The sequence below is a fragment of the Mycobacterium senriense genome (genome assembly GCF_019668465.1).
Taxonomy (GTDB): Bacteria; Actinomycetota; Actinomycetes; order Mycobacteriales; family Mycobacteriaceae; genus Mycobacterium; species Mycobacterium senriense.
The window spans coordinates 3,948,087-3,970,801 of sequence record NZ_AP024828.1 but is presented as its reverse complement, the minus strand read 5'-3'; the positions used below and the strand labels follow the sequence as shown (position 1 = coordinate 3,970,801).

Sequence of the window (22,715 nt, the reverse complement as noted above, 5' to 3'; positions counted from 1 at the left end):
AGCCGTTATTGTGCCGCCAAAACCTGTATTCCGTGTCAGCGACAGCTATGCGCCCGCTGTGCGCCGGTCACCGGATGTTGCCTGCACCGGCGATCAGCGGAAGGTCCAGCGGGGTGACCCAGCCCGGCCGCAAATCGTTGACCGCCGGAACGGCGTTGAGTGCGCGCAGGCCGGTCGCCAGGCATCCGGCCGCGGCCGCGTCCCGGCCCGAGCCGTCGGTGAACCGGAACGCGGTCTCCTGGAAAATGCTTGGGGTCCCCTCGATGTCCACGCGGTAGACGTCGTTGTCGTGGCCCGTCGGCCAGTCCGGGGCGGCGTCCAGCCCGATGCGGTTGACGTGTTCGAGCTGGATGCGGGTCTCGCCCTGGTAGACGCCGTTGATGGTGAACCGGACGGCGGCCACGTGCCCCGGTTTGATGACGCCCCTGGCGGAGTTGCGCTCCGTGGGTGTCACCCACTTGTCCCAGGTGGTGGTGATTTCGTCGAGCATGATGCCGGCGGCGTGCGCGATCATCGGGACGGTGGCGCCCCACGCGAAGATCAGCATGTCGCGGTCTTCCAGCATCGGCTTGAACTCCGGCTCACGGCCGATGCCCATCTCGAATTCGTAGTCTCCCTCGTAGTTGGTGTAGTCCAGCAGCTCGGAGGCCCGGACCCGGCGCACCTCGGAGCACAGCCCCATCAGCGTCATCGGGAACAGGTCGTTGGCGAATCCTGGGTCGATGCCGGTGGTGAAGCAGGACGACTCCCCCAGCTCGCAGGCCTCGGTGATCGGCTGGATCCAGTTCGGCGGGTTCAGGCTCATGGTCGGCCAGACCCACGGGGTCATCGCGGTCGAACACACGTCGATGCCGGCCCGCAGGAACCGGGTGATCAGCGAAATGTTCTCCTTGGCGTGCATCGCCGTCGGGCCGTAGTGCACCAGTGCGTCGGGTTTCAATGCGATCAGGGCGTCGACGTCGTCGGTGGCGGTGATGCCGACCGGCTCGGGCAGCCCGCAGATCTCACCGACGTCGCGGCCGACCTTGGCGGGGTTGCTCACGCCGACGCCGACCAACTCGAACAGCGGATGCTTCACGATCTCGGCGATCACCATCTTGCCGACGAAGCCGGTTCCGTACACCACCACACGCTTTGAGCCGTGTCCCGCCATGCCTTGACGCCACCTTCCCGGTCACCAGCCCCCGCTTCACGCTTCACCATAAGCTTCCCTACCGCCGCTCGCGGTGACACGATGCAAATCATGACGAAGCACCTCGCCGGACCTTCGGTCCTATTGGCCGTCGGTTTCGGGTTCGCGAACGCATGCGGCGTAGCGCACGCCCTTCCCCAGATGCCGAAGGTCCGCTACGAGATCAACGGGCCCGCCGTCGCCGAGTTCATCTACTACCAAACCGACAACGGGCAGCTGCATCAGGTGAATGCGCCGCTGCCCTGGTCGACGGAGTTCACCGGCTACGGCGGCGAGGTGTTCACCGTCAGCGCGCAGGGGCCGGGCCCGATCTCTTGCAAGATCTTGCTGGACGGCAACGTGGTGAGTGCCGCGACGGCCACCACGGGTGCGCCCGCCAGGACGGTCTGCACGCACTGACCCAGCACTCCCATTTTCGCCACAAAGGAGGTCTAGATGAGCCTCAAGACCGGTCCCAGGAAAGGCCTGGCGCCGCGGACGAACGGGACGTCACCGCCGGACATTGCGCTCACCGACATCCATCTCGAGTCGCTGGACTTCTGGGCGTTGGACGACGACTTCCGCGACGGCGCGTTCGCCACCCTGCGCCGCGAGGCACCGATCTCGTTCTGGCCCGCGATCGAGTACGAGGGGTTCGAACCGGGCGGCGGGCATTGGGCGCTGACCAAACACGACGACGTGCATTTCGCGAGTCGTCACCCGGACATCTTCAGCTCCAGCCCCAACATCACGATCAGCGACAACACTCCGGAGATCAGCGAGTACTTCGGCTCGATGATCGTGCTCGACGATCCGCGGCACCAGCGGCTGCGCTCGATCGTCAGCCGCGCGTTCACCCCGAAGGTCGTGGCGCGCATCGAGGCCTCGGTCCGCGAGCGGGCCCGCCGGCTGGTCGCGTCACTGATCGCCAATCATCCCGACGGGGAGGCCGAGCTGGTCAACGAGCTCGCCGGTCCGCTGCCGTTGCAGGTCATCTGCGACATGATGGGCATCCCCGAAGAGGACCATCAGCGCATATTCCATTGGACCAACGTCATTCTCGGGTTCGGCGACCCGGATCTGGCGACGGATTTCAATGAGTTCCTTCAGGTCTCGATGGACATCGGCGCGTACGCCAGCGCGCTGGCCGAGGACCGGCGGTCCAATCACCATGACGACCTGACCACCAGCCTGGTGGAAGCCGAGGTCGACGGGGAACGGCTGTCGTCGACGGAGATCGCGTCGTTCTTCATCCTGTTGGTGGTGGCCGGCAACGAGACGACGCGCAATGCGATCAGCCATGGTGTGCTGGCGCTGTCGCGCTACCCCGCCGAGCGGGAGAAGTGGTGGTCCAACTTCGATCGCCTGACCCCCACCGCCGTCGAGGAGATCGTGCGGTGGGCCTCCCCGGTGGTCTACATGCGACGCACCCTGACCCGGGACTTCAAGCTCAGCGGCACCAAGATGAAGGCCGGCGACAAGGCGACGCTGTGGTACAACTCGGCCAATCGCGACGAGTCGACGTTTGCGAATCCCTGGGTTTTCGACGTGGCGCGCACCCCCAACCCGCACTTCGGCTTCGGCGGCGGCGGTGCCCATTTCTGCCTGGGCGCCAACCTCGCTCGTCGTGAGATCAGGGTCGTCTTCGACGAATTGCGCCGCGAGATCCCCGACATCGTCGCGACGGACGAACCCGCGCGGCTGCTCTCGCAGTTCATCCACGGCATCAAAACCCTGCCGGTGGCCTGGACCCCGCCCCGGTAATCCCGCGTCGAATTCGCCTCTCCCCGAGGGTATGTCGCTATCTCGAAACCGATAGCGCATGCGCTATCGATTCCGGGATTACGCTGACCCCGTGACCATTCCCGCGTTCCCCGCCGCCGAGGTACTGGCCGTCCGCCAGAAACTCGTCCTCGACCACTTCCACGACGAGGTCCGCGAGGCCTGGGACGACGTCTTGGCGACCTTCCCGCACCCGCGCTACGAGCTGATCCCCCAGATGCTCGTGCACGACGGCGACGCAGCGGTGCGCGACTACTACGCCTACACACGGACCGCATTTCCCGACCAGGACCACGAAATCATCGCGCTGCGCCACAGCGCCGACGCGGTGATCGTCGAATTCTGGCTGATGGGCACGCACCGCGGCTACCTGGGCAAGGTCCCGCCCACCGGCAGCCGGTTCCGCGTCCGCATGACCGCATACTTCGTCTTCGATACCACCGAAACCCTTGTCTGCGAACGCATTTACTTCGACACGCTGACCATGATCAAGCAGCTCCTGGGCGGACTGGACATGAAGAAGCCGGCGAACTGGTGGCTGGCCGCGCGGTGCCTTCGAGGGTTCATGTCGATGTCGTCGGAAAAACCGGACCCGGCGCTGACCGACACCGCCTAAACTCCACCGCTAAGGATGGAGCGAGGGAGGCTGCGATGCGGTTTTCAAGCCTTCACACGATGTGCGGCGTGACCGCCGTCGCCATGTTGGGTTCCTGCGCGATGGCCACCGCCGCGCCATTACAGCCTGGGGCGCACACCGAGAAGTGGATCGACCTGCGGGCCGGCGAATGCGTGACCGATCTGCCGCCCGCCGACGGGAGTCGCGTCAACGTCACCGTGGTCGATTGCGCGACAGCGCATTTAGCCGAGGTGTATCTCCGCGCCCCGATGGCCGTCGACGCTGCCATCGCCACCGTCGCCAATCGCGATTGCGCGGCCGGATTAGCCCCGTACACCGGTCAATCCGTTGACGGCGGCCGGTTGTCGATCACCTATCTCATCGACTCGAACCAGGACCGCACCGGCGCAAACCCCACCCCGAGCACCGTGATCTGCCTGCTGCAGTCCGCCAACGGGCAACCGTTGACCGGGTCCGCGCGCCGCTGAGGTGTCTAGGCGATGACGTAGTCGCTGAACGAGAAGGTCGCGGCCTCTCGTATCGAGTTGAGTGTTGACGTCGGCCGCAGCAACGATGCCTCACCGCTGGGACTGAAGTAATACGACCGGGACGTGGCGCAGTTGCCTGCGTAGAACACCGAATTGTCCAGCCGTTTGGTCATCCGCTCCATGAATTGATCGGTGGCCTCTTCGGTCACCTCGAAGGTCGTGGCACCTCTACGCTTGACCTCGCCGAGCAGTCGGTCCATGTGCCGCATCTGGTATTCGATGGTGTGGAAGAAGGACAGTCCGGAGAAGGCGAACGGGCTGGCCAGGCTGATGTAGTTGGGGAAGTAGGGCACGCAGACGCCCTGGTAGGCCTGGAACCGGGTCTCCCGCCACCACTTTCCGAGGTTGCGGCCTTTCCGGCCGACCACCTCGATGGCCGGAAAGTTGGCCTCCCACAGGTCGAATCCCGTCGCGAGCACCAGGGTGTCGATGACGGTCTTACGTCCATCGGCGGTGACAACGCCGTCCGCCGTGAACCGTTCGATCGCGTTGGTCTCGAGGTGCACGTGCGGCTGTGTGAAAACGCGGTAGAAGCTGTTGGAAAAGGTCGGTCGCTTGCAGCCGAGGTCGTAATCCGGCGTCAACTTGGCGCGCAGTTCCTTGTCCCGAATCCACCGGAATCGGTTGATCTTGGCCATGTCGGAGGCGGAAATGTTCCCCCGCCCCCGCGACTCCCGAAAATGCAGGGCCATGACGACCATGATGATCTCGAGAATGATGTCGCTCACCCACCGCAGGGTCCGCTGCGTCGCCGGCAACCGCGCGAACAGGCGTCGCAGGGCCGGGGAGATCGGGAAATCGAATTTGGGAATCACATGGGTCGCGGTGCGCTGGTACACGGTCAGGTCCGCGGCCCCTTTGGCCAGCTCAGGAATGACCTGCACCGCGGACGCTCCGGTCCCGATGACCGCGATACGGCGCCCCTCATAGTTGTAGTCGTGGTCCCAGGCGGTCGTGTGGACGACCTTGCCTGCAAAGCTCGCGATGCCCGGGATGTCGGGCATGCGCGGCTGGGACAGGAAGCCGGTTGCGGTGATCAACAAGCGGCAGGTCAAGCTTTCGCCGCCGGCCAGCGCCACTCGCCACACCGCGGCGTCCTCGTCCCAGTGCGCGCCCTCAACGGTGGTGTTGAACCGCATGTGGCGGCGCACGTCGTACTTGTCGGCGACGTCTACGGCGTAGCGCTTGACCTCAGCGCCGGGCGCAAACAGCCGTGACCAGTCCGGCTTGGGCTCGAACCAGTACGAGTAAGTGGTCGAGGGGATGTCGACCGCGATGCCCGGGTAATGGTTGACATGCCAGGTGCCACCCAGGTCGTCCTCGCGGTCGAGGATGATGAAGTTGTCGTATCCGAGGCGCTTGAGCTGAATCGCGGCGCCGATGCCGCCGAAACCTGCGCCTACGATGATCGCGTCGAAACGGTCTGTGTCCACAGCCTTGCTCCGTGCTACCTGTTTCCGTACTTAACGAATCATAAGCTTTCCCTAAGATACGTAACTCTAATAGGGCGCCACGCCGAGCGCACCCGAGCTTTGCCAGTATGTGACCTTGCCGACACGAGTGCGGCGACTCATCGACGGGTCTATCAGACCTGGCCATCCGGCGATCAACCTGCGGAAACGGCCGCATACTCAACGATTAGGCGACCCTCGGTCCCCGATCGGTGCCGTCGAATTAGCTCAGGGCGAAGCCATCAGCCCGCGCAGATTTCTTATCTTGTGGCCGGCCCAGCCGTCGGCGTGCCCTGCAGCCGGCCCAGGAACTCGTGGCATCGAACGGCGCGCTCGGAGTCTTGAGCCATCACGTCGCTGAAGAACGACGCGACGTCATCGAGGCCGGCGTTCTTCGCGTCGCGCACGTACTGGCCGTAATCGTGCCCCGCTTTGAGCGAGTGATATTGAAGGGAAATAAGATCAAAGGTCACGTCGTCGAAACGCGTTTCACCCGTTGCCATGTCGCCACCCCTTCGGACAGTGAGCGCCAAATCTGATACTTGCCGTCTCCGGCTACCCGGAATGGACAACATCAAACGACGGCTTAAAGTGTTTTTGTAAGCAACCCGATACGCAATGGCTGCGTCGGTCCGATGGCGGCGGCGCGGCCGCCATCCACCGCCTGTCGCTGCACCCCGGTATACAGGAAAACATCACCAAATGGTTGGCAACTTGACAGTTTTGGGAGGGGCTTGCATGGGAATCTCGGACGCCATGATGGCACGTCACATCGTTCGTTTCCTTGGTTCAGCAGCAGTTATCGCAGCGTCGGGCGTGGCCGCTTCCGCGCTGACCACCTCCGTTATCCCGTCCGCCTCGGCCCAGTGTCCGGACGTGCAAGTGGTGTTCGCCCGCGGCACCGGTGAAGCGCCGGGCGTCGGCCCCACCGGTCAGGCCTTCGTCGACGCGCTGCACCAGCGGGTCGGGGGCCGGTCCTTCGATGTGTATCCGGTCAACTACCCCGCCAGCGACCAATGGGATACCGGCATCGACGGGATCAGAGACGCGGGCGCACACATCAACTCGATGGCCCACGACTGCCCCAACACCAAGATGGTGCTCGGCGGCTACTCGCAGGGCGCGGCCGTGATGGGGTTTGTCACCTCGGCCTCGGTGCCCGACGGTGTCGACCCCAACACCGTTCCAAAGCCGCTGTCCCCCGACGTCGCCAGCCACGTCTCCTCGGTCGTGCTGTTCGGCATGCCCAACGTGCGGGCGATGAACTTCCTCAACGAACCGCCCGTGGTCATCGGCCCGCTCTACCAAGACAAGACCGTCAAGGTGTGCGCCACCGAGGACCCGGTCTGCTCCGACGGTCTCAACTTCGCCGCGCACGACACCTACGCCGACGACAACGCGATGATCGACAAGGGAGTCGCCTTCGCCTCCAGCCACCTCGGTCTGGGTGGGCCGGCTCCGGTCGCGGCGCCGACGGGTGGCGGCTTCGGCGGCTGACTGGCGCTCCCGCTAGCCGGTCACGGCTTTGGAGTTCAGAAAGGCGACAATCCCCTGGGTGACGGCCGCCGCGTATTTCGCCCGACCGTCCGGATTTTCCATTCGCGCCAGGTCACCCGCGTTTTTCATGTTGCCGAGTTCGACCAGGACCGCGGGGTACTGGGCCAGGTTCAGCCCGGCCAGGTCGTCGCGGCCGTACAGCCCGTCCGAGCCGATGTAGTCGGCCGGCTGCAATCCGGACTGGACCAAGGCATCCCGCATCGCATGCGCCAGCTGTACGGCGGGTCCGCTTTGGACGTCGTTGAGCGGCGGGCTGGAGTAATTGACGTGAAATCCGCTGCCCGACGGCGGCCCGCCGTCGGCATGGATGCTGACGATCGCGTCCGGGCGCATGGCGTTGGCCGCCGCCGCGCGTTGGTCGATGCACGGGCCGACGCCGCCGTCGCTGTCGCGGGACAGCTGGGTGTGAACGCCCATCTGGTTCAGCGAGTCGTTGATCAAACCCACCACCGCCCAGGTGAATGAGTGCTCGGCGTAGCCGTCGTCGGCGACCGCCCCCGAGGTCTGGCAGGGCTTGGTGCCGCCGCGCCCGTTGGTCACCTGCTGGTTGATCGACGCGTCGTTCACGCCGTTGTGGCCCGGATCGAGGAAGACCGACATACCGGACATGCCGGCCGTTGCGCGCGGGGCGGGCAGCACTGCGCCGGCGGTGACGATCGCCGGCAGGACACCGGCGATCTTCAGGACGTCGCGGCGGGCAACGGATCGTGGCCCACCCGGGCGATCACTCACCGCGCGATGGTAGCAATCGGCTCGGGCGTCAGGTTTCCTCGACGGCGGCCATCAAGGCGTCAGCCACGCTCTTCAAGAACGTGTCCGGCACGCTGTAGCCACACGTCACCATCCGCAACCTGCCCTCGTAGGTGGTGACTCCAGTCAGATGTTCGCCATCGGTCTGGCTGAGCCCTCAGGTCGTCGGACAGCGCGGTGGGGTCCGGCGGGTCGGCTGGATCGATCGTGTTCGCGATCAGGTTCTCTTGCGCTTGCGGCACAGGCAAACTCGACAAGGTTTGGCCGTTGAGGGCTGCGATCACGTCGGTGAGCACGACGATCGAACTGATTCCGTCGGCGATCGTGTGGTCGAAGGTGAGTAACAGCGCGCTGCGCGAAGGATCCTGCAGCAACAATGCGCGCATCAGCGGCGCGCGCGAACGGTCGAACGGTCGGCTGAGCTCCTCGGCCGCGGCGGCCTGCCACGCCAACTCCGGACCGCGGAGGACGGTCAGCTCGACGGGCGGGACGGTCTGCGCGCGATAGAAACCCAGGCGGATGCCGGGCCGGTCCTCGACGTGCACGGACAGCAAGGGATGCCGTCGCTGGACGGCGGCTAACGCGGGCCACACCCGGTTCACCCCGAGCACTTCGTCGAATTCCGCCACGATCGTGGAGTGAGAGGGATTGCGCTCGCTGTATCGGCAGAAAAGCCGCTCCGCGGCCCCCAGGGGACGAACGAGAGTGGTTGCCTGGTTGTGATGCGGGTTGTTGACGATCACCGAACCTCCAAACGCGGTAAAGCACTGCCGCACAATGCAGATGACCTCCCGGTCGCTTCGGTTAATCGGTTCGAGCGCGTTCATCGGAGATTCAGCTGCGGCAGGCTCGTAGCCCACGCGACCAGTCTGCCGCCGTCGCCTGCACGCCGGCTCCCGACGATGAGCCACGTTTCGCACAAATCGCGACATCAGCGCGGAGGCCCGTCGACGGTCTGCGCAGCACCGGAAATAGCCATACTAAAAAGTATGTTACGGTCTGAGCATGTCCGTGGTTGAAAGCCGCCCGCTGCACGGCGTTACCGACGAATTCGTTGCGCGCCTGGCCGATCGCGCCGAGGAGGCCGAACGATTGCGGCGCCTGCCCGCGGCGACGATCAGCGATTTTCGGCAGACCGAGCTGTTCCGATTGCTGCTGCCCGCCCGGTTCGGCGGCCTGCAGGCCTCGTTTCCCGAACTGCTGCAACCGATTCGGCGCATGGCACACGGCTGCGCATCGAGCGCCTGGACTCTCGGCTTCTACGCGCTGCACAACTGGATGCTGTCGCTGTTCGATCCGCGCGTTCAGGACGAGGTCTTCGCGTCCGGACCCGTGCTGGCGCCGGCTCCCCTGGCCCCCACCGGCCGCGGCGTACCGGCCGACGGTGGAGTGCGCCTGACCGGAAGGTGGTCCTGGGCGACCGGCGCAATGGATGCCGACTGGATGATCGTCGGCGTGCTGATCGAACGGCCGGACCGGATCGATCCGGCGTTGGCCGTGGTGCCCGCCGACCAGGTGGAGGTCGTGGACACCTGGCACACCGCCGGCATGCGCGGCACCGGCTCGCACGACCTCGTGATCACCGACGCGCTGGTGCCCGAGCATCGCTTGGTCGCCGTGGCCGACATTTACGGCGGCACGGCACCGGGTTCGCGTGAGCACGGGGTCCCGACCTACCGGTGGCCGATGGTTCCGGCGCTGGCGCTGACCGCGGCCATGCCGGTGCTCGGCGCCGCGGAAAGGGTGACCGAACTCTTTGCCGAACGGCTCAGCGGGCGCGTGCTGGCCTACAGCGGGGTGGCGCAGAAGGATCAGCCCGCCGCGCAGATCCGGCTGGGCGAGGCCAGGGTGCGGCTGAGTTCACTGCGGGCGTTGGTCGACAAGACGGCCGACGACATCGAGACCATCGTGGTCAGCGGCGAACGGGTGAGTCGATCGGTGCGGGCCGACGCACGGCTGGCGGCCGCGCGCACCGTGCACGAAAGCCGGGCGATCATCGCCGATGTCATGGAAGCCTCCGGCGCCAGCGCCCATTTCTTGTCCAGCCCGATGCAGCGGGCCAAGCGCGACGTGGACATCGCGGCGGGCCATGTGGTGTTCGATTACGACACGAGCCGAGAGTTGGCCGGGGCGTTGGCAATTGGCGCCAAGATCTCACCCATCGCCATGGTCTGAGCAGGCGGTCTCCCCCAACATCACGGCCAGGAATCGTTCGCGTTGCGCCACCGATTTGGCCTGCTCGGCCGAGGTGGTGAGATGCAGCAAACCGATCCCCGCGGCGAAGGTCAATTCGGCGCGCAGTTTGGCGTCCTCGTAGCCGAAACCGTAGTCGCAGTAGGCCTTGATCACGGTGCGCAGCAGCAGCCGGTCGGCTGCGCGGATATTCTCGGCCGCCACCGGGTCCAGGCGAGCCCACTCCCGCATCGCCCGCTCCAGCATCCAGTACTGGGGGCTGACCAACGTCTGCGTCAGGGCCAACAGGCGTTCCCGGGGTGGCAACGCGTCAAGCTCGGACAGCGCCTGACGGTCGCGTTCGAGGAATTTGTTCCACGATTCGACCAGCGCGGCCCGATACTGCTCGATGTCCTCGAAGTGCCAGTAGAAGCTGCCGCGCGTGACACCCGCCTGCTGGCAGAGGCGTTCGACTTTGAGTGCGCGCACTCCCTCACGGGCAAGCACGGTGTAACCCACCTCGAGCCAGTCCTCGGCCGACAGGCGGGTCGACGGCTGTTTTCGCACGTCCACCCCACGGACATTACGGGAGGCTTCCCTGGTCGGAGGGAAGATTAGGCAATCTCGGTAACTACCGTTCCCCTCACCTCGTCGGCGGAACGGGTAGCCGCGCGGTGTCGTCGAGGTCCACGTCGAGCGCGTTGAGCATCAACGCCAGGCCCGCGTATCGGCCGATGACCATCAGCGCTTCGACGGTGGCCTCCGAACCGAGAGCCTGATGTACCTGGTCGAACAGCGGGGCCGCGACGCGGCGGGTGGTCACCAGTTCGGTGGTCAGTCGAAGAATCGCCAGCTCGGTGGCGTCGAATGGCCCTGTCTGCCAATCGGAGTCGGAGGTGACGGCGTCGATGGTGGCGGCGTCGACTCCGACCGTCTGCGCGACATCTTTGTGCTGGCCGAGTTCGTAGGCGCAGTCCATGAGATACGCCGTCCGCAGGACGATCAGTTCGCGAAGCCTTCTGGGCAGCACCGGGCTGCTCAGCGCGGCGTCGCCGGCCACCATCCAGCCGGTGAACACCTTGTCGGCGTTGGCCAGTGCGCGGTAGACGTTGAGATTGCCTCGCCGCGCGGTCAATTCGCGGGCCAGTTCGGTCATGTCTTCGGGTTCGCGATACGGGATCCGGGTCACTTGGCCAGGCCTTCATCGGGGCTGGAAAAACTCGGGGTGTCGATCTCGAGGTCGACGGCGTTGAGCACGAGCGCCAGGCCGTAGTAGCAGCTGACGATCATCAGCAATTCGGTGAGCGCCTCGTCGCCCAGCAGTTGATGCGCCGTGGCGAACGAGTCGTCGCGCAGCCGGCGGGTGGTGCACAACTCGGTGACGGTGTCGATGACGGTGCGTTCGTCCCCGCTGAATCCGGCCGCATCCAGGTCTTCCTTATCGAGCAGGGCGTCGATCTCTCGGTCGGTGAGCCCGGCGGTGCGACCGAAGATGACGTGCTGGCCGAGCTCGTAGGGTGAGTCTTGCAGATGGCCGACCCGCAGGATGATCACTTCGCGCATCCGCGGGGTGAAGGTCGGGCTTTTGAACAGTTCGGCCGTCATCTGCGCCCATCCGTCAAAGATGTTGGGGGCGTTGGCGAGCAGTCGAAGTACGTTGAGCGTGTCAGGGCGTGCGATGAACTGCTGGATCCGCTCGGGTTGTCGGTCCGTGTCGACCAAGGGCATTCGCGTCATCGCCGAGTCCTTTCGTGTCCAGATAGGTTCCTCGACTGTAGTGAACACCGCTAGCCGTTTCCGACTACACCGCGAGCGGCAAACAGCGAGCTTTCGATTGTGCGTTACCGCAAGTCATTTCGGTCTCGTGTTGTGATCGCTACTTGGTCACGATTGCCGAGTTGTAATTGGGGGCCCACGCCTGCTCGAAGACGGCGACGGGAACCTGCTCGTCGCGGCCGGTGCTGATGCCGCTGTCGTTGAGGTGCACCACGCCGGCCTTGCTGTCGATGCCCGTGACAACCACGAAGTGGTTTGCGGTGTTTCGCTTCCCGGGCCGGTTCCAGATTGTTTCGGCATTGAGTATGGCTATGACCTTGTGGTTTTCCGCCAGCTTGCGTGCCAGGGCGTCGGTCTGGGTCTGGATATTGTCGGCTCTGATCCAGTAGTGCCACAGCAGGATCGGAAGGTCGGCGATATCGGTGGTGCTCGTTGGCTTCCAGATCGGCCCGTGACCCGTTGCGCTCGGCGTGTTTTCGGCCAAGGCGATCATCTGCTGCTCGGTGGGCTGGCGTCCCGTGATCTGGCCGACCACATCGGCCACCGCCATTTCCCCGCAGTCGGAGCCCTGTTGCTGGCGCCAGTAGGGCGCGGCGGCGACGGGATCGCCAGACATTCCCAACTCATGGTCGGCGTCCGGGAAGGGGTCGCCCGGGGTCGCATGTACCCCGGCGGCCAATATCACCGGCGACGCTGCGGCGGTGGCGCAGAGCAGAACGACCCGGCCACCCGTTCGTGTGGCGGCGACCCTTGCCCGCAAGGTGCTCGTCATAGGCGCCCGTTCTCGAGCCGCAGCGGCGGCGTGTAGATGTGACGAGAAAAGGCTCAGGTATGGCCTTGGACGGATTTTTAACAGAAACCCGGCGAAAATCGCGTGGCGACGCGCGGGTCGTTATCGCCATGAGATCAAGCTGCAAACTGTAACGGCCTAAACTGCGCGGCGCACCTACTGCGCCCCAGCGGCCAGTGCGAGTTCAGACGGCCTGGGGCGCATCGGCTTCCGGCTCGGAAGTCGTGCTGAGTTGCTGCACAAGATCGGATGCGACGGCACGCAGCGGGACGTTCATCTCCTGGCTTTTCCGGCGAAGCCTGTCGAAGGCGTGGTCGGCGTCGATCTGGTGGATGGCCATCAGCATGCCTTTGGCCTGTTCGATGGGGGCGCGGGTTTGCAGCGCACGCTGGATGGATTCGGCCACGTCGCGGGCAGACCGAAAGCGGGAAAAGTCGCCGATCGCGCGGGACACCGCCGTGGTGAGCATGGCGAGGATCTCGGCGTCGAAGTTGTCGAATGCCGACCGGGAGCGTCCGTAGAGGTTCAGCGATCCCAGCGTTTGTTCGTCGGTGAACAGGGGCGCGGCCAGGAAGCTCAGAATCCCTTCGTCGCGGGCGGCTGCGGCAAACCTCGGCCACGTCGCCGCGGCGTCGTCGGAGTCGACAAGCACGATGGTGCGGGTCCGGGAGGCGTCCAGGCACGGTCCCTGGCCGGCGTCGTATTGCTCGGTATCGACACGCAGCGTGCGTTGGTCGGTGTGCACCGCGGTATAGATGCGACCGCCCAGGTCGATGGTCACCCCCGTGCTGTCGGCGCCGTCGACGGCGTCGTGCGCGATCTCGCAGACATGCTGCAGCAGCGTCAGCAGATCGTCCTCGTCGGCGATGCTGCGACTGGCGCTGACCAGCATCTGACCCAGCATCGTCGGCGTGATCCTGTTGTCGGCGGTGGCCTGGATGACCAAGTCGGCGAGCTGCTCGCTGTCCTGCGCCGACGCGGCGGCCGGAAGGGAGTCGTCGGTGCGCTGATCCTGGGGAACCATCAGCACAGTGTGACACGAATTGCCGTCGGGCATGCCTGCTGAGCAGGCATTCAGGGTCTGCATCGTCGCCTTCGGGGCGTGAAGAGCGCGGTTGGTTTGGCGGGCGACTCCGCTGATATCGCAGACGACCGTTTCGGCTGCCCTACAGCGGGCATCCGCCAGCGATGAGCGCACAACGATTCACCCGTTTGCTGGGGACCGCCGTGGCAACGGCCTGGGCGTGCATGGTCAGCGCACCCGTCCCAATCGTGTCTGCCGCCCCGTGCCCTGACGTGGAGGTGGTGTTCGCCCGCGGGACCGGCGAGCCACCCGGGGTTGGCGGGGTCGGGCAGGCATTCGTCGACGCGCTTGGGTCGCGAGTCGGGGGCAAGTCGGTCGGGGTTTACCCGGTCAACTACCCAGCCAGCAGCGATTTCAATGGAGGCGTCGCTTTCGCGGCGACGGTCGTCGAAGGGATCAGGGACGCCGGCGCTCATCTGCAATCCACGGCGGCCGACTGCCCCAACACCCGAATGGTGCTCGGCGGCTATTCGCAGGGCGCCGTCGTGTCCGGCTTCGTCACTTCGGCCGCCGTGCCCAAGGAAGTTCCTGCGGAGTTTGCCTCCTCGGTGCCCCAGCCGCTCCCGCCGGAGGTGGCCCGTCACGTCGCCGCGGTAGTGCTGTTCGGCACGCCGTCCAACGAGTTCTTGCGGGACGCCGGTGCGCCACCGATCACGATCGGTCCCCTGTATGCGTCCAAGACCGATCAGTTGTGCGCTCCCGACGACACCATCTGCAATGGCGCCCCTCCGGGGCCGCCCGGCATCGCGCACACTCTTTATGCGACGAACGGCATGGTGAACCAGGGAGCGGATTTCGCCGCGAGTCATTTGTAGGTCGCGGTATTGGGTTTCGTCGTCGGGTCGGGAGCGATAATCGCTGCCGGGCCTACGACGCGTCGCGCGTCGAGCCAAACGCATTCAATTCCAATGGTTCTGGCGTTTCCACCTCAGCTGCAGTGCTGCACACGATCCGGGCAGCGGAAGGTATGTCGCATCCGGAAATCAAGTCGACTGGCAGTCCGATCTGGTGCGCTCCAACGCGCCGAAAACGTGAACGGACATGGTATTAGCTTGGGGGATGTTGGCGGCTATCGACGACCACGCAGCACTGGCCCTGGAAACTTCGACTACGTTCGTGGCGGCCGTTCCGCGCGATGGACATTGCCAACCACCTCACGGAAAAAGTATCGACAACCTGCTCCTGAACGCATTTAACTAGTTGCTAAGCCACTGCCTGACGCCTCCGTGGCCCGAGCATGTGCCCGTGTGGTGCGTGCTAAACGAGTAGTCGCCATCTCGGCAGATCGCGGTAGCCCCCGCGGGTGCCCCATTGCTACCCACGAGTCCGGGGGCACCACCTGGTGGAAGGCCCGACGATGGGTCGGGGATGCATTGCCCATCTGAGTTCTGGTAAAAGCCTTTACCACAACTAGCCAGGATGGTGATCGGCCCGCTCGCAACGGCCGACGGAACAACGCACACCGCACCTGCTGCAATAGCGGCCACGGCAACTAGAAGCTGGACCGCATACCCCACCTCGAAAAAAATGATTTTGGAATTCGCGGGTGCCCACCCCGGAACGGAGAGTAGCGGGCTGAGGCGCGGCTCGCGTGGAATTGAACAATCTGGCCGAAGACAGCACGAACTGGTTCTGCCGGACCTGCAAGTACCCCGAACGACCAACCGGGGATGGGGGCGGGCTTGAACCCGCGACCAACGGATTATGAGTCCTTGGCCATCGCGCTCCGAATCATGCGAGATGGGCCGACGAACCAGTACAACCTGACTACGGCCGCTCCGGCAACGCCGACAACCACCCCTCCGAAAGCAACTCCAGCAGCTGCCCATCCGGATCCCGGATCATCGCCATCGCCTCACCCACGGTCCCGTCAACCACCGCTCCCCCAAACTCCGTAACCCTCGCCAACACCCTGGGAAGATCCGACACCGAGAACGAGATGTGCGTCAGCCCGACCTGATCCATGGCCCGCTCCGACCCGGCGTGAACCTGACGCTTCGAGTAGTCCATCAGCTCGAGCACAACCCCATCCCGAACCAGATACGTCGCGTGCACGCCGAGCGGCTCGGGCAGCCCCACCAGCTGAGAGGTCGGGCCGTCGGGCGGGTCGAGTTCCCACCAGAACTGAAACCCCAGCAGGCCCTCGTAGAAGCGGCGCGACCGCTCACGATCGCGGACGCATAAACCAACGTGATTGAAAACCGTCCGATGGCTCGTCATGACAACCTTTCCGCAGCAAACCGGGCCTGTGCGCCCCGACGCCGCCCGACCCACAACATCACTACCTTCACCCGGCTCAAACGCGCAATAATGCAAAGATAGACCAATAAGCGCACCGCCGAAGAAGCAGATCACCTTCCGTTGGAGGGCTTTTCGATGGCCACACGTCCGAACGTCAGCGCAGACGCAATCGTTGACTTCGACCATCATTCCGACGCGTTCAACCTCAACGAGCTGGCCGTCAACGCCGACCTGCGGCAGCGATGTCCGGTGGCGTGGAACGAGAACTACGGCGGGTTCTGGTTCCTCAGCAGTTACGACGCAGTAAGCCAAACCGCCCGCGACGGCGGCACTTTCGCCCACAAATACGAACCGAACGCCGACGACGGCGTGGACTACCAAGGCGAGATGGGCGTCCCGCGCCCCGACGGTCAGCCGGCCCTGGGCATCGGCGAGGTCGACGGCCCCTACCACCAAGCCCTACGCCACGCGCTGGCGCCGTTCTTCTCCCCCGGCGCCGTCGAGAAACTCAAGCCGTTCATAGAGCAATCCGCGCACTGGTTTCTCGACCAACACATCGACGACGGGCACATGGACCTCGTGCTCGACTACGCCAGCCCGGTCCCGGCCATCCTCACCATGAAGTTGATGGGCCTGCCCTACGACAATTGGCACTTGTACGCCAACCTCTTTCACTCCGTCATGGCCGTCCCCCAGGACAGCGACGAGTACGCCACCGCGATCGCCAAAGTGCCCGCCATGATGCAAGAGGTCCTCGAGTTCGCGGCCCGCCGGCGGGCCGATGCCCGAGAAGACTTGACCAGCTTCCTGATTCAATTCGAGTTCGACGGCCACCGCCTCACCGACGAACAGCTGCTCAATATCCTGTGGAACCTCATCGGCGGCGGCGTCGACACCACCACCTCCCAGACCGCGCTCACGCTCAAGCACCTGGGCACCCACCCCGACATCAGGCAACAACTCATCGACCACCCGGAGCTCTACCGCACCGCCGCCGACGAATTCCTGCGCTACTTCTCGGTCAACCAAACCCTCAGCCGCACAGTCACTCACGACGTCGTCCTCGCCGGCCAACGCCTCCGCAAGAACGACAAAGTCGTCATCAGCTGGCTGTCAGCCAACCACGACGAAAACGAGTTCGACCGGCCAGACGAAATCATCCTCGACCGCGCCCCCAACCGCCACGTCGCCTTCGGGCTCGGCCCGCACCGCTGCATCGGATCGCACTTGGCCCGGCTGATGTCCGGGGTGATGGTCAAGGCCGTCCTCGACCGCATCCCCGACTACCAAGTCGACGTGGACAACGTCCACCAATACCTCGGCAACCCGAGCATGACCGGCCTGGGCAAGCTCCCGGTCACCTTCACTCCCGGGGCCAGTCGGCGCACGTCACGACCGTGGTAGCCACAAGGCGGGCCATCGCACGCGGCCACCACCGTCATCACCCTAGCCACACGGGGTTTATCATCGCGACCATCGCGCCGAGCGGGCGCCGTGGCGACTCTCGCACCTCCAGCCGCACGAAGCGTGCGGATGCGGCGTCGACTTCCCATCGCAACATGGTCCGTGCAGACGAGCCCACCGTCCCTCGGCCCACGCAGCCTGCCGCGGTGATCAGGGCAGCGCTGGTTCCGGCAGCTCCGGTGACCATCGCCGTGACGGTGACCGGTCCGTCGGGCGGCACCCGCAACGTCTGCCCGGGCCAGGCCACTTCTCGGGAGCCCGAGTGTGAGGCGGTGAGTTCGACTGTGACAGAGGCCGATCGGGCGATGTAGGAACAGCCGCCGCGCAGCGCGTCGACGAGCACCGGCGCCGAGAGCTCACGCGCGTGCACCACCGTCTGCGGCGAGCCGACCGGCTGGTGTTCGGTGTGCGAGTCACTGCCACCGACCGCAACGACACGCCGGCCGCCACGCAGCAGCCGGTGCCAAATGCGAAGCGATGCTTCGTCGTCGAGATTCCAGCGGCCATTCCACACCTCGAGCGCGTCCACGTGCTCAAAACCGAACTCCCACAACGAGCCCGGCACCGGTGCGGAAGGATGGGCGGCGACCACGAGACCGCCCGCGCCGCGGACTTCGGCGGCCAAGCGCGGGAACACCCCGTCGCGCGGCGCGTATCGCCAGTCAACCCATGCGCGCGGCGACAGGCCGACAGCGAGCCAGTGCCCGTGCCTGGTCGTCACCTCCTCACCGGGAATTACCAACAGCGATCCGGTACGGCATTCGGGCCATACCCGATTCGCGGAGTTCGTGTTGTGGTCGGTAGAGACGATGAAGTCCAGGCCGCCGTCGCGCGCGGCGGTCACCATTTTATGGGGATCGCGCTGGCCGTCGGAGTGGACGGTGTGCAGATGCAGGTCGCCGCGGTACCACCCCGCGCGGCCGACCGGCGGAGGCGGATATGCAACCGTGGCGTCGCTTTCCGCAGCGGTTTGACCGCGTTCCAGGATGACGCTTGCCTGCCAACCCATTCCCCACGGGTTCAGCACCACGGGCCCGAGGGCCACGGCCCAGACACCCGGCTCGATGCGGCCCGCAAGATAGCCCGGAGTGGCATAGCTGCCTGAGATCACAAAACCCTCGCGGGCCCCGCCGGACCATCCCCGAAAACCGGCCGCATTGCCCAATTCGTGGCCGGCTGGTCCAAAGATGCCTAGATCCAACACGTTTCGCACTACGCTACCGAGCGCAAAGTGGTCATGCGCTGTGGTAACCCGGATTTGCTTCACCCCCGTCGGTACCTCGAACGGCAGGTACGCCCACTGGTCGATACCGAACCCGAAGCGTCCTGAAAACGCTATGTGGATCGTCTCGTCCTCGCACTGTTCGGTGATGGCATCGGGCGCGAACATCGCGACGCTCATGGCGGCCCTCCCCTATCGGTACAGCGCCCAGGATCCGGCGTGAAGGAGTAAATATCCGTTACAACGACACGAACTCACGGCATCGCGTCGCTGTCATGTTCGCTAGCTGCCCACCGCTCAAAGCACTTGAGCCACAACGCCCGCGATCAATTCGTCGGGGGCTTGAACAATCCCGACAGCGGTCAGTTGGCCACCGATGGCGAGCGACGCGATGCCGTGCACCAGCGACCAGAGCGGCGCGGCAACCTCACGCGGATCCCGATCCTCGACGATCCCCGCCTCCTGGCACTTGGTGATCGCGTCGAGCAAATCGCCAAATGCCTGCTCGCCGGCGACCGCCACGCTCGGCTGCTCGGCCTTCAGCGACTCCGCACCGAACATCACCTGATAGTGGTCGGGATGGGCGGCGGCCCATTGCACGTAGGCACGGCCGAGCTCGATCACCCGCTCCTTCGGATCCGATGTGCGGTCCGCGGCGGCGGCCAGAGCGGCGTGCAGGTCGTGGAATCCCTGTTCGGCGACGGCGGCCAGCAGCTCGGCCTTGTCGGCGAAGTGCCGGTACGGGGCCGCGGCGCTGACGCCGGCACGGCGCGCCGCCTCGGTGAGGGTGAATCCTTTCGGCCCCTTCTCGGCCACCAGCGATAGCGCGGCGCTGGTCAACGCCCGTTTGAGATCGCCGTGGTGATAGCTCTGACGCGGCGCGGACGACCGCTTGACTGCCATGTTGACGACATTAACATCAAGGTCTATGTTAATGCTATTCACATTGGTGAACCAAGGAGACGAAATGTCGACTCTGCTTGAAACCACATCCACACTCGCCGGCACCCGCGACCGGGAGAAGACCGCCGACCTACTCGGTCAGGCACTCGCCCAGGGCTACCTGCAGGTGGACGAGTACGACAAGCGGCTGCAAACGGCGTTCCAGACGCACACAGCCGAGGAACTCCGCGCGGTCCTCGCCGGGCTGCCGCTCGATCGCATCCGGCGCCACGACCCCCGTCGACGTGCCGCTCGCATCGCCGCGGCTCGCCGCGGAGTGCGCGCTCACCTCGGCGCGTACCTCGCCATGGTCGTCATCGTGCTCACCGTCTGGGCGGCGGTCGCCATGACCACCGACGCCACCTACTTCTGGCCGATCTGGCCCATCCTCGGCGCGGGAATCGGACTCGTCAGCCACGCCGTGTCGATACCGCGCCTCAAGCAAAGCCGTTGAGAACCAACGCAACTCGTGAGGAGGAGTCATGACGAATACGGCAGTGATCACTGGCGCCAGCTCAGGGCTGGGCGCGATCTTCGCCGAGCAACTGGCGCAGCGGGGTTTTTCGCTCGTGTTGGCCGGACGGGATCAGGCCCGGCTCGAGGCGGTCAAGCAGCGGATCGGGCAGGCCACCCAGGTTGAACTGGTCGTGGGTGACCTCGGCACCAACGACGGTGTCGACTCTCTGATCGCCCGTCTGCACGGACGGGTGATCGATGTGCTGGTCAACAACGCCGGCTTCGGCACCTACGGCCCGTTCCCGGAAATCGACGCCGATCGCGAACGCGAACTGGTCGCGGTCAACGTCGACGCACCGGTCCGCCTGACCCACGCGGTCCTTCCCGGAATGCTGACCCGCGGCTGCGGCGGCATCTTGAATGTCGCCTCCACCATCGCCTTTCAGCCCGGCACCTATCAAGCCACCTATGGCGCGTCGAAAGCCTTCGTGCTGTCGCTGAGCCAGGCGCTGTGGGCCGAGACCCGCGGCTCCGGCGTCACCGTGACCGCGCTCTGCCCCGGGCCCACCCGCACCGGATTCGTCGACGCGCTCGGGTCGGACGTCTCACACACCGCCGTCTATCGGCACCTCGCCGCGCCCGGACCCGTTGTGGCCGCCGGGTTGCGCGGCCTTGACCGCGGCCGAGCGGTGGTCGTGCCCGGCTGGCGCTACCGGATGATGGCGACGGGCGGACGACTCGCGCCCGGATGGGTGTCGGCGCTGATGAGCGGGCGGATGCTGCGGCCCGCCGAAGCACCGGCGAAGACAGCGTGACGACGTTGCAACCGCGGTTTTCACCGTGCCGTTCCTCGAGGCGCTGGGGCCGACTGATAGGCGACTGTCAAAAGCGCTAGCACATCCGCTAGCGCTTTTGGGAAGCGTGTTATGGCCTGCAGACCGTTACTGATGTGACCTATGAGGCCTACGTGGATGCAGCGAAGGCGCCGCGCCCGTGGTAATTACGATGCCGTCGCGTACTGCAGCACAGGCTCCGACGAATCGACGTGCCCGAAGCTGATGATCCGCAGCCGGTTCGGCCGCACCTCGTAGACGACGCCGTCGACCGGATTGGTGACATCGAATCCGTCCTCGACCCGCTCGGCGTTGGAGAGTTCGAGGTGGGCGCCGTCGCGAATACGCTCGCCGCGGTAATAGTAAGTCCCACTGAGGTTTTTACACACCACCGCCAGTGACTTGGCGGTGCGCACCACGGCGGCCGGCGGGTTGCCCGGGTCGCAGCGGGCCGTCTCGCCGACGAACCCCAACCCGTCGGCACCCTTCACCGGACGCGACAGCGTCGGGGTCAGCGGTGGCGGCGGGGTCGTTGAGGACGGGGGTGCGGCCGCCTGTGCACTCGACAGCGGCGCGGCGCCCGAACCGTTGTGATGAGTCCCGCCAACCAAATTCACCGACAACACCAGCCCGGCGATCAATAGCACCCCAGCCACGGCGGCCACCAGGAGCGGTGTGCGGCCGATCGCCGGCCAGTGCCACGAGCTCTCGGACGCCGGAGGCGGCTCGGGGCGGCTGTCAGCGGGCTCGTCGAATTCTTCGGGCGGGGCTATCGGTAACGGGCGCGTCTTCGGGGGGCCGCTTCGGCCGGCCGCGGCACCCACCGGTTCGTAGGCCGCGAACACCGCCTCGCTGGCGGCCCTGGCGAGCTCACCCGCGGACGCGAATCGCGCGACGCGCGGCTTGGCCATGCCCCGGGTGATGATGTCGTCGTACTCGCGGCCCACGCCGCGGCGCATGATGCTGGGCCGGGGTGCCGGCGCCAGCATGTGCGCGCGCTTCAGCTCCCCCGCGTCCTCGCTCTCGAATGGCGGCTGGCCGGTGAGGCACTCGTAGAGCACACACGCCAACGAGTAGATATCGGTCTGCGGTCCGGTGCGCCCGGTGGTGAATCGCTCGGGCGCCATGTACGTCCGCGAAAGGTTCTCGTCGCCGGCCGCCTGAGCGATGCCGAAGTCGGCGAGGTAGGTGAAGTGGTCGTGGGTGAGCAGGATGTTCTCGGGTTTGACGTCGAGGTGCACCAGCCCACCGGCATGCGCGGCGTCCAGGGCGCGCGCCACCTGCGCGGTGATCGACGCCGCGCGCGACGGTTCCAGCCCGCCCTGCTCGCGCAGCAGATCCTTGAGGCTGCCCCCGTCGTCGACCAGGTGCATGTCGATGAAGGGCACCCCGTCGATCTCGCCGAAGTCATGCAGCGGGAGCACATGCGGCTCCTGCAGTCGCGTCACCTTGCGGCACTCGCGCCAAAGACGTTGCTGGAAGCCAGGGTCCGCGGCCGTCTCGCCACGTAACAGCTTGACGGCGACCATCCGGTCCTTAACCGTGTCGTACGCGCGGTAGACCTCGCCCATTGCCCCGGTGCCGATCAGTGATCGCAGCTCGTACGGCCCGAACCGGGTACCGAGCCGCGAACCGCGGGACGAGGAGGTCAAGTCAGCAATCCTTTCTCAAGACAGTCCAGCCCGCGAGTTCCCGAATCGGGCGTCGACATAACGTGCGCAGCCTCACGCGTGTCGCTACACCGAGACACCGCTGATGGCCGCTATGGTCCGCCGGCCGGCTGGCCAACAGGATCGGCTGCGCGAAACTGCGCCAGCCCCACCCTAGCGGCATCGACGCCGAACTTCTTCTCCACCGCGA

Annotated in this window: 25 protein-coding genes; 10 read left to right on the top strand and 15 right to left on the bottom strand. The window is 65.6% G+C overall.

Translation table 11 applies throughout. The annotated features are described in order from the left end of the window. Positions 1-67: 67 nt before the first annotated feature. Positions 68-1,153 (bottom strand): NAD(P)H-dependent amine dehydrogenase family protein, encoded by a 1,086-nt coding sequence (locus MTY59_RS18815; RefSeq protein ID WP_221042489.1) that lies wholly within the window; start codon positions 1,151-1,153, stop codon positions 68-70. A gap of 90 nt (positions 1,154-1,243) precedes the next feature. Here MTY59_RS18815 and MTY59_RS18810 point away from each other — a divergent pair, with 90 nt between their 5' ends. The 4 genes from MTY59_RS18810 to MTY59_RS18795 all read left to right on the top strand — a co-directional run bounded on the left by MTY59_RS18810 (position 1,244) and on the right by MTY59_RS18795 (position 4,057). Next, positions 1,244-1,591: an MmpS family transport accessory protein gene (locus tag MTY59_RS18810; protein WP_221042488.1), complete on the top strand. Its 348-nt coding sequence runs from the start codon at positions 1,244-1,246 to the stop codon at positions 1,589-1,591. 36 nt (positions 1,592-1,627) lie between these two features. Continuing rightward, complete coding sequence (locus tag MTY59_RS18805; protein WP_221042487.1) at positions 1,628-2,935, top strand: cytochrome P450; 1,308 nt, start codon at positions 1,628-1,630, stop codon at positions 2,933-2,935. 91 nt (positions 2,936-3,026) lie between these two features. Continuing rightward, positions 3,027-3,569 (top strand): ester cyclase, encoded by a 543-nt coding sequence (locus MTY59_RS18800; RefSeq protein ID WP_221042486.1) that lies wholly within the window; start codon positions 3,027-3,029, stop codon positions 3,567-3,569. An 83-nt stretch (positions 3,570-3,652) separates the two neighbouring features. Beyond that, positions 3,653-4,057: a septum formation family protein gene (locus MTY59_RS18795; RefSeq protein ID WP_250160878.1), complete on the top strand. Its 405-nt coding sequence runs from the start codon at positions 3,653-3,655 to the stop codon at positions 4,055-4,057. A 5-nt stretch (positions 4,058-4,062) separates the two neighbouring features. On the opposite strand, the gene MTY59_RS18790 is transcribed toward MTY59_RS18795, so the two are convergent. Both MTY59_RS18790 and MTY59_RS18785 read right to left on the bottom strand, forming a co-directional pair. Beyond that, complete coding sequence (locus MTY59_RS18790; protein ID WP_221042484.1) at positions 4,063-5,550, bottom strand: flavin-containing monooxygenase; 1,488 nt, start codon at positions 5,548-5,550, stop codon at positions 4,063-4,065. 278 nt (positions 5,551-5,828) lie between these two features. Beyond that, positions 5,829-6,071 carry an acyl carrier protein gene (locus MTY59_RS18785; protein ID WP_221042483.1) on the bottom strand — a complete coding sequence of 81 codons (243 nt, stop codon included), beginning with the start codon at positions 6,069-6,071 and terminating at the stop codon, positions 5,829-5,831. A 235-nt stretch (positions 6,072-6,306) separates the two neighbouring features. Between MTY59_RS18785 and MTY59_RS18780 the strand changes: the two genes are divergently transcribed. Next, entirely contained in the window at positions 6,307-7,065 is a 759-nt protein-coding gene (locus tag MTY59_RS18780; protein WP_221042482.1) for a cutinase family protein, read from the top strand. Between the two features lie 12 nt (positions 7,066-7,077). On the opposite strand, the gene MTY59_RS18775 is transcribed toward MTY59_RS18780, so the two are convergent. Continuing rightward, positions 7,078-7,857, bottom strand: a complete 780-nt coding sequence (locus MTY59_RS18775; protein ID WP_221042481.1) for an Rv3717 family N-acetylmuramoyl-L-alanine amidase — start codon at positions 7,855-7,857, stop codon at positions 7,078-7,080. A gap of 59 nt (positions 7,858-7,916) precedes the next feature. Next, positions 7,917-8,618, bottom strand: a complete 702-nt coding sequence (locus tag MTY59_RS18770; protein WP_250160601.1) for a condensation domain-containing protein — start codon at positions 8,616-8,618, stop codon at positions 7,917-7,919. Positions 8,619-8,880: 262 nt separating this feature from the next. Here MTY59_RS18770 and MTY59_RS18765 point away from each other — a divergent pair, with 262 nt between their 5' ends. Continuing rightward, entirely contained in the window at positions 8,881-10,050 is a 1,170-nt protein-coding gene (locus MTY59_RS18765) for an acyl-CoA dehydrogenase family protein (RefSeq protein ID WP_221042479.1), read from the top strand. Here MTY59_RS18765 and MTY59_RS18760 read toward each other — a convergent pair. From MTY59_RS18760 to MTY59_RS18740, 5 genes are all read right to left on the bottom strand, one after another. Continuing rightward, complete coding sequence (locus MTY59_RS18760) at positions 10,030-10,566, bottom strand: TetR/AcrR family transcriptional regulator (RefSeq protein WP_221046520.1); 537 nt, start codon at positions 10,564-10,566, stop codon at positions 10,030-10,032. The two genes, MTY59_RS18765 and MTY59_RS18760, sit on opposite strands and share 21 nt — an antisense overlap. Before the next feature lie 124 nt (positions 10,567-10,690). Next, positions 10,691-11,236 carry a carboxymuconolactone decarboxylase family protein gene (locus MTY59_RS18755; protein WP_221042478.1) on the bottom strand — a complete coding sequence of 182 codons (546 nt, stop codon included), beginning with the start codon at positions 11,234-11,236 and terminating at the stop codon, positions 10,691-10,693. Further along, positions 11,233-11,784, bottom strand: a complete 552-nt coding sequence (locus MTY59_RS18750; protein ID WP_221042477.1) for a carboxymuconolactone decarboxylase family protein — start codon at positions 11,782-11,784, stop codon at positions 11,233-11,235. The genes MTY59_RS18755 and MTY59_RS18750 overlap by 4 nt, the downstream gene beginning before the upstream one ends. Positions 11,785-11,923: 139 nt before the next feature. Beyond that, the gene (locus MTY59_RS18745) at positions 11,924-12,595 is read right to left on the bottom strand and encodes a C39 family peptidase (RefSeq protein ID WP_221042476.1); all 672 of its coding nucleotides are present in this window, start codon (positions 12,593-12,595) and stop codon (positions 11,924-11,926) included. 202 nt (positions 12,596-12,797) lie between these two features. Further along, on the bottom strand, positions 12,798-13,637 hold the full coding sequence (locus MTY59_RS18740) for a GAF and ANTAR domain-containing protein (RefSeq protein WP_221042475.1): 840 nt from the start codon (positions 13,635-13,637) through the stop codon (positions 12,798-12,800). A gap of 164 nt (positions 13,638-13,801) precedes the next feature. Between MTY59_RS18740 and MTY59_RS18735 the strand changes: the two genes are divergently transcribed. Further along, positions 13,802-14,512 carry a cutinase family protein gene (locus MTY59_RS18735; protein WP_221042474.1) on the top strand — a complete coding sequence of 237 codons (711 nt, stop codon included), beginning with the start codon at positions 13,802-13,804 and terminating at the stop codon, positions 14,510-14,512. 381 nt (positions 14,513-14,893) lie between these two features. Here MTY59_RS18735 and MTY59_RS18730 read toward each other — a convergent pair whose 3' ends face one another. After that, on the bottom strand, positions 14,894-15,526 hold the full coding sequence (locus tag MTY59_RS18730; RefSeq protein ID WP_221042473.1) for a DUF3761 domain-containing protein: 633 nt from the start codon (positions 15,524-15,526) through the stop codon (positions 14,894-14,896). Beyond that, on the bottom strand, positions 15,465-15,917 hold the full coding sequence (locus MTY59_RS18725) for a VOC family protein (protein ID WP_221042472.1): 453 nt from the start codon (positions 15,915-15,917) through the stop codon (positions 15,465-15,467). Before MTY59_RS18725 ends, MTY59_RS18730 begins: the two co-directional genes overlap by 62 nt. A 156-nt stretch (positions 15,918-16,073) precedes the next feature. Between MTY59_RS18725 and MTY59_RS18720 the strand changes: the two genes are divergently transcribed. Beyond that, the gene (locus MTY59_RS18720; RefSeq protein ID WP_221042471.1) at positions 16,074-17,342 is read left to right on the top strand and encodes a cytochrome P450; all 1,269 of its coding nucleotides are present in this window, start codon (positions 16,074-16,076) and stop codon (positions 17,340-17,342) included. A gap of 37 nt (positions 17,343-17,379) precedes the next feature. On the opposite strand, the gene MTY59_RS18715 is transcribed toward MTY59_RS18720, so the two are convergent. Both MTY59_RS18715 and MTY59_RS18710 read right to left on the bottom strand, forming a co-directional pair. Next, complete coding sequence (locus MTY59_RS18715) at positions 17,380-18,804, bottom strand: CehA/McbA family metallohydrolase (protein ID WP_221042470.1); 1,425 nt, start codon at positions 18,802-18,804, stop codon at positions 17,380-17,382. A gap of 117 nt (positions 18,805-18,921) precedes the next feature. After that, complete coding sequence (locus MTY59_RS18710; RefSeq protein ID WP_221042469.1) at positions 18,922-19,527, bottom strand: TetR/AcrR family transcriptional regulator; 606 nt, start codon at positions 19,525-19,527, stop codon at positions 18,922-18,924. A 64-nt stretch (positions 19,528-19,591) separates the two neighbouring features. Between MTY59_RS18710 and MTY59_RS18705 the strand changes: the two genes are divergently transcribed. Both MTY59_RS18705 and MTY59_RS18700 read left to right on the top strand, forming a co-directional pair. Beyond that, positions 19,592-20,020, top strand: coding sequence for a DUF1707 domain-containing protein (locus tag MTY59_RS18705; protein WP_221042468.1), 429 nt, complete (start codon positions 19,592-19,594; stop codon positions 20,018-20,020). Between the two features lie 28 nt (positions 20,021-20,048). Then, complete coding sequence (locus tag MTY59_RS18700; protein ID WP_221042467.1) at positions 20,049-20,837, top strand: SDR family NAD(P)-dependent oxidoreductase; 789 nt, start codon at positions 20,049-20,051, stop codon at positions 20,835-20,837. A 185-nt stretch (positions 20,838-21,022) separates the two neighbouring features. Here MTY59_RS18700 and MTY59_RS18695 read toward each other — a convergent pair whose 3' ends face one another. Then, a complete protein-coding gene (locus MTY59_RS18695; RefSeq protein ID WP_221042466.1) occupies positions 21,023-22,507 on the bottom strand; it encodes a serine/threonine-protein kinase in 1,485 nt (494 codons plus the stop codon). Between the last annotated feature and the right edge of the window lie 208 nt (positions 22,508-22,715).

Excerpts from the sequence above, each read along its gene's own strand:
- MTY59_RS18750 (WP_221042477.1), bottom strand. The coding sequence starts at position 11,784 with ATGACGCGAATGCCCTTGGTCGACACGGACCGACAACCCGAGCGGATC.
- MTY59_RS18720 (WP_221042471.1), top strand. The coding sequence starts at position 16,074 with ATGGCCACACGTCCGAACGTCAGCGCAGACGCAATCGTTGACTTCGAC.
- MTY59_RS18795 (WP_250160878.1), top strand. The coding sequence starts at position 3,653 with ATGTTGGGTTCCTGCGCGATGGCCACCGCCGCGCCATTACAGCCTGGG.
- MTY59_RS18725 (WP_221042472.1), bottom strand. The coding sequence starts at position 15,917 with ATGACGAGCCATCGGACGGTTTTCAATCACGTTGGTTTATGCGTCCGC.
- MTY59_RS18780 (WP_221042482.1), top strand. The coding sequence starts at position 6,307 with ATGGGAATCTCGGACGCCATGATGGCACGTCACATCGTTCGTTTCCTT.
- MTY59_RS18745 (WP_221042476.1), bottom strand. The coding sequence starts at position 12,595 with ATGACGAGCACCTTGCGGGCAAGGGTCGCCGCCACACGAACGGGTGGC.
- MTY59_RS18730 (WP_221042473.1), bottom strand. The coding sequence starts at position 15,526 with ATGGGCAGCTGCTGGAGTTGCTTTCGGAGGGGTGGTTGTCGGCGTTGC.
- MTY59_RS18810 (WP_221042488.1), top strand. The coding sequence starts at position 1,244 with ATGACGAAGCACCTCGCCGGACCTTCGGTCCTATTGGCCGTCGGTTTC.
- MTY59_RS18710 (WP_221042469.1), bottom strand. The coding sequence starts at position 19,527 with ATGGCAGTCAAGCGGTCGTCCGCGCCGCGTCAGAGCTATCACCACGGC.
- MTY59_RS18700 (WP_221042467.1), top strand. The coding sequence starts at position 20,049 with ATGACGAATACGGCAGTGATCACTGGCGCCAGCTCAGGGCTGGGCGCG.
- MTY59_RS18815 (WP_221042489.1), bottom strand. The coding sequence starts at position 1,153 with ATGGCGGGACACGGCTCAAAGCGTGTGGTGGTGTACGGAACCGGCTTC.
- MTY59_RS18705 (WP_221042468.1), top strand. The coding sequence starts at position 19,592 with ATGTCGACTCTGCTTGAAACCACATCCACACTCGCCGGCACCCGCGAC.
- MTY59_RS18785 (WP_221042483.1), bottom strand. The coding sequence starts at position 6,071 with ATGGCAACGGGTGAAACGCGTTTCGACGACGTGACCTTTGATCTTATT.
- MTY59_RS18735 (WP_221042474.1), top strand. The coding sequence starts at position 13,802 with ATGAGCGCACAACGATTCACCCGTTTGCTGGGGACCGCCGTGGCAACG.
- MTY59_RS18805 (WP_221042487.1), top strand. The coding sequence starts at position 1,628 with ATGAGCCTCAAGACCGGTCCCAGGAAAGGCCTGGCGCCGCGGACGAAC.
- MTY59_RS18765 (WP_221042479.1), top strand. The coding sequence starts at position 8,881 with ATGTCCGTGGTTGAAAGCCGCCCGCTGCACGGCGTTACCGACGAATTC.
- MTY59_RS18740 (WP_221042475.1), bottom strand. The coding sequence starts at position 13,637 with ATGGTTCCCCAGGATCAGCGCACCGACGACTCCCTTCCGGCCGCCGCG.
- MTY59_RS18715 (WP_221042470.1), bottom strand. The coding sequence starts at position 18,804 with ATGAGCGTCGCGATGTTCGCGCCCGATGCCATCACCGAACAGTGCGAG.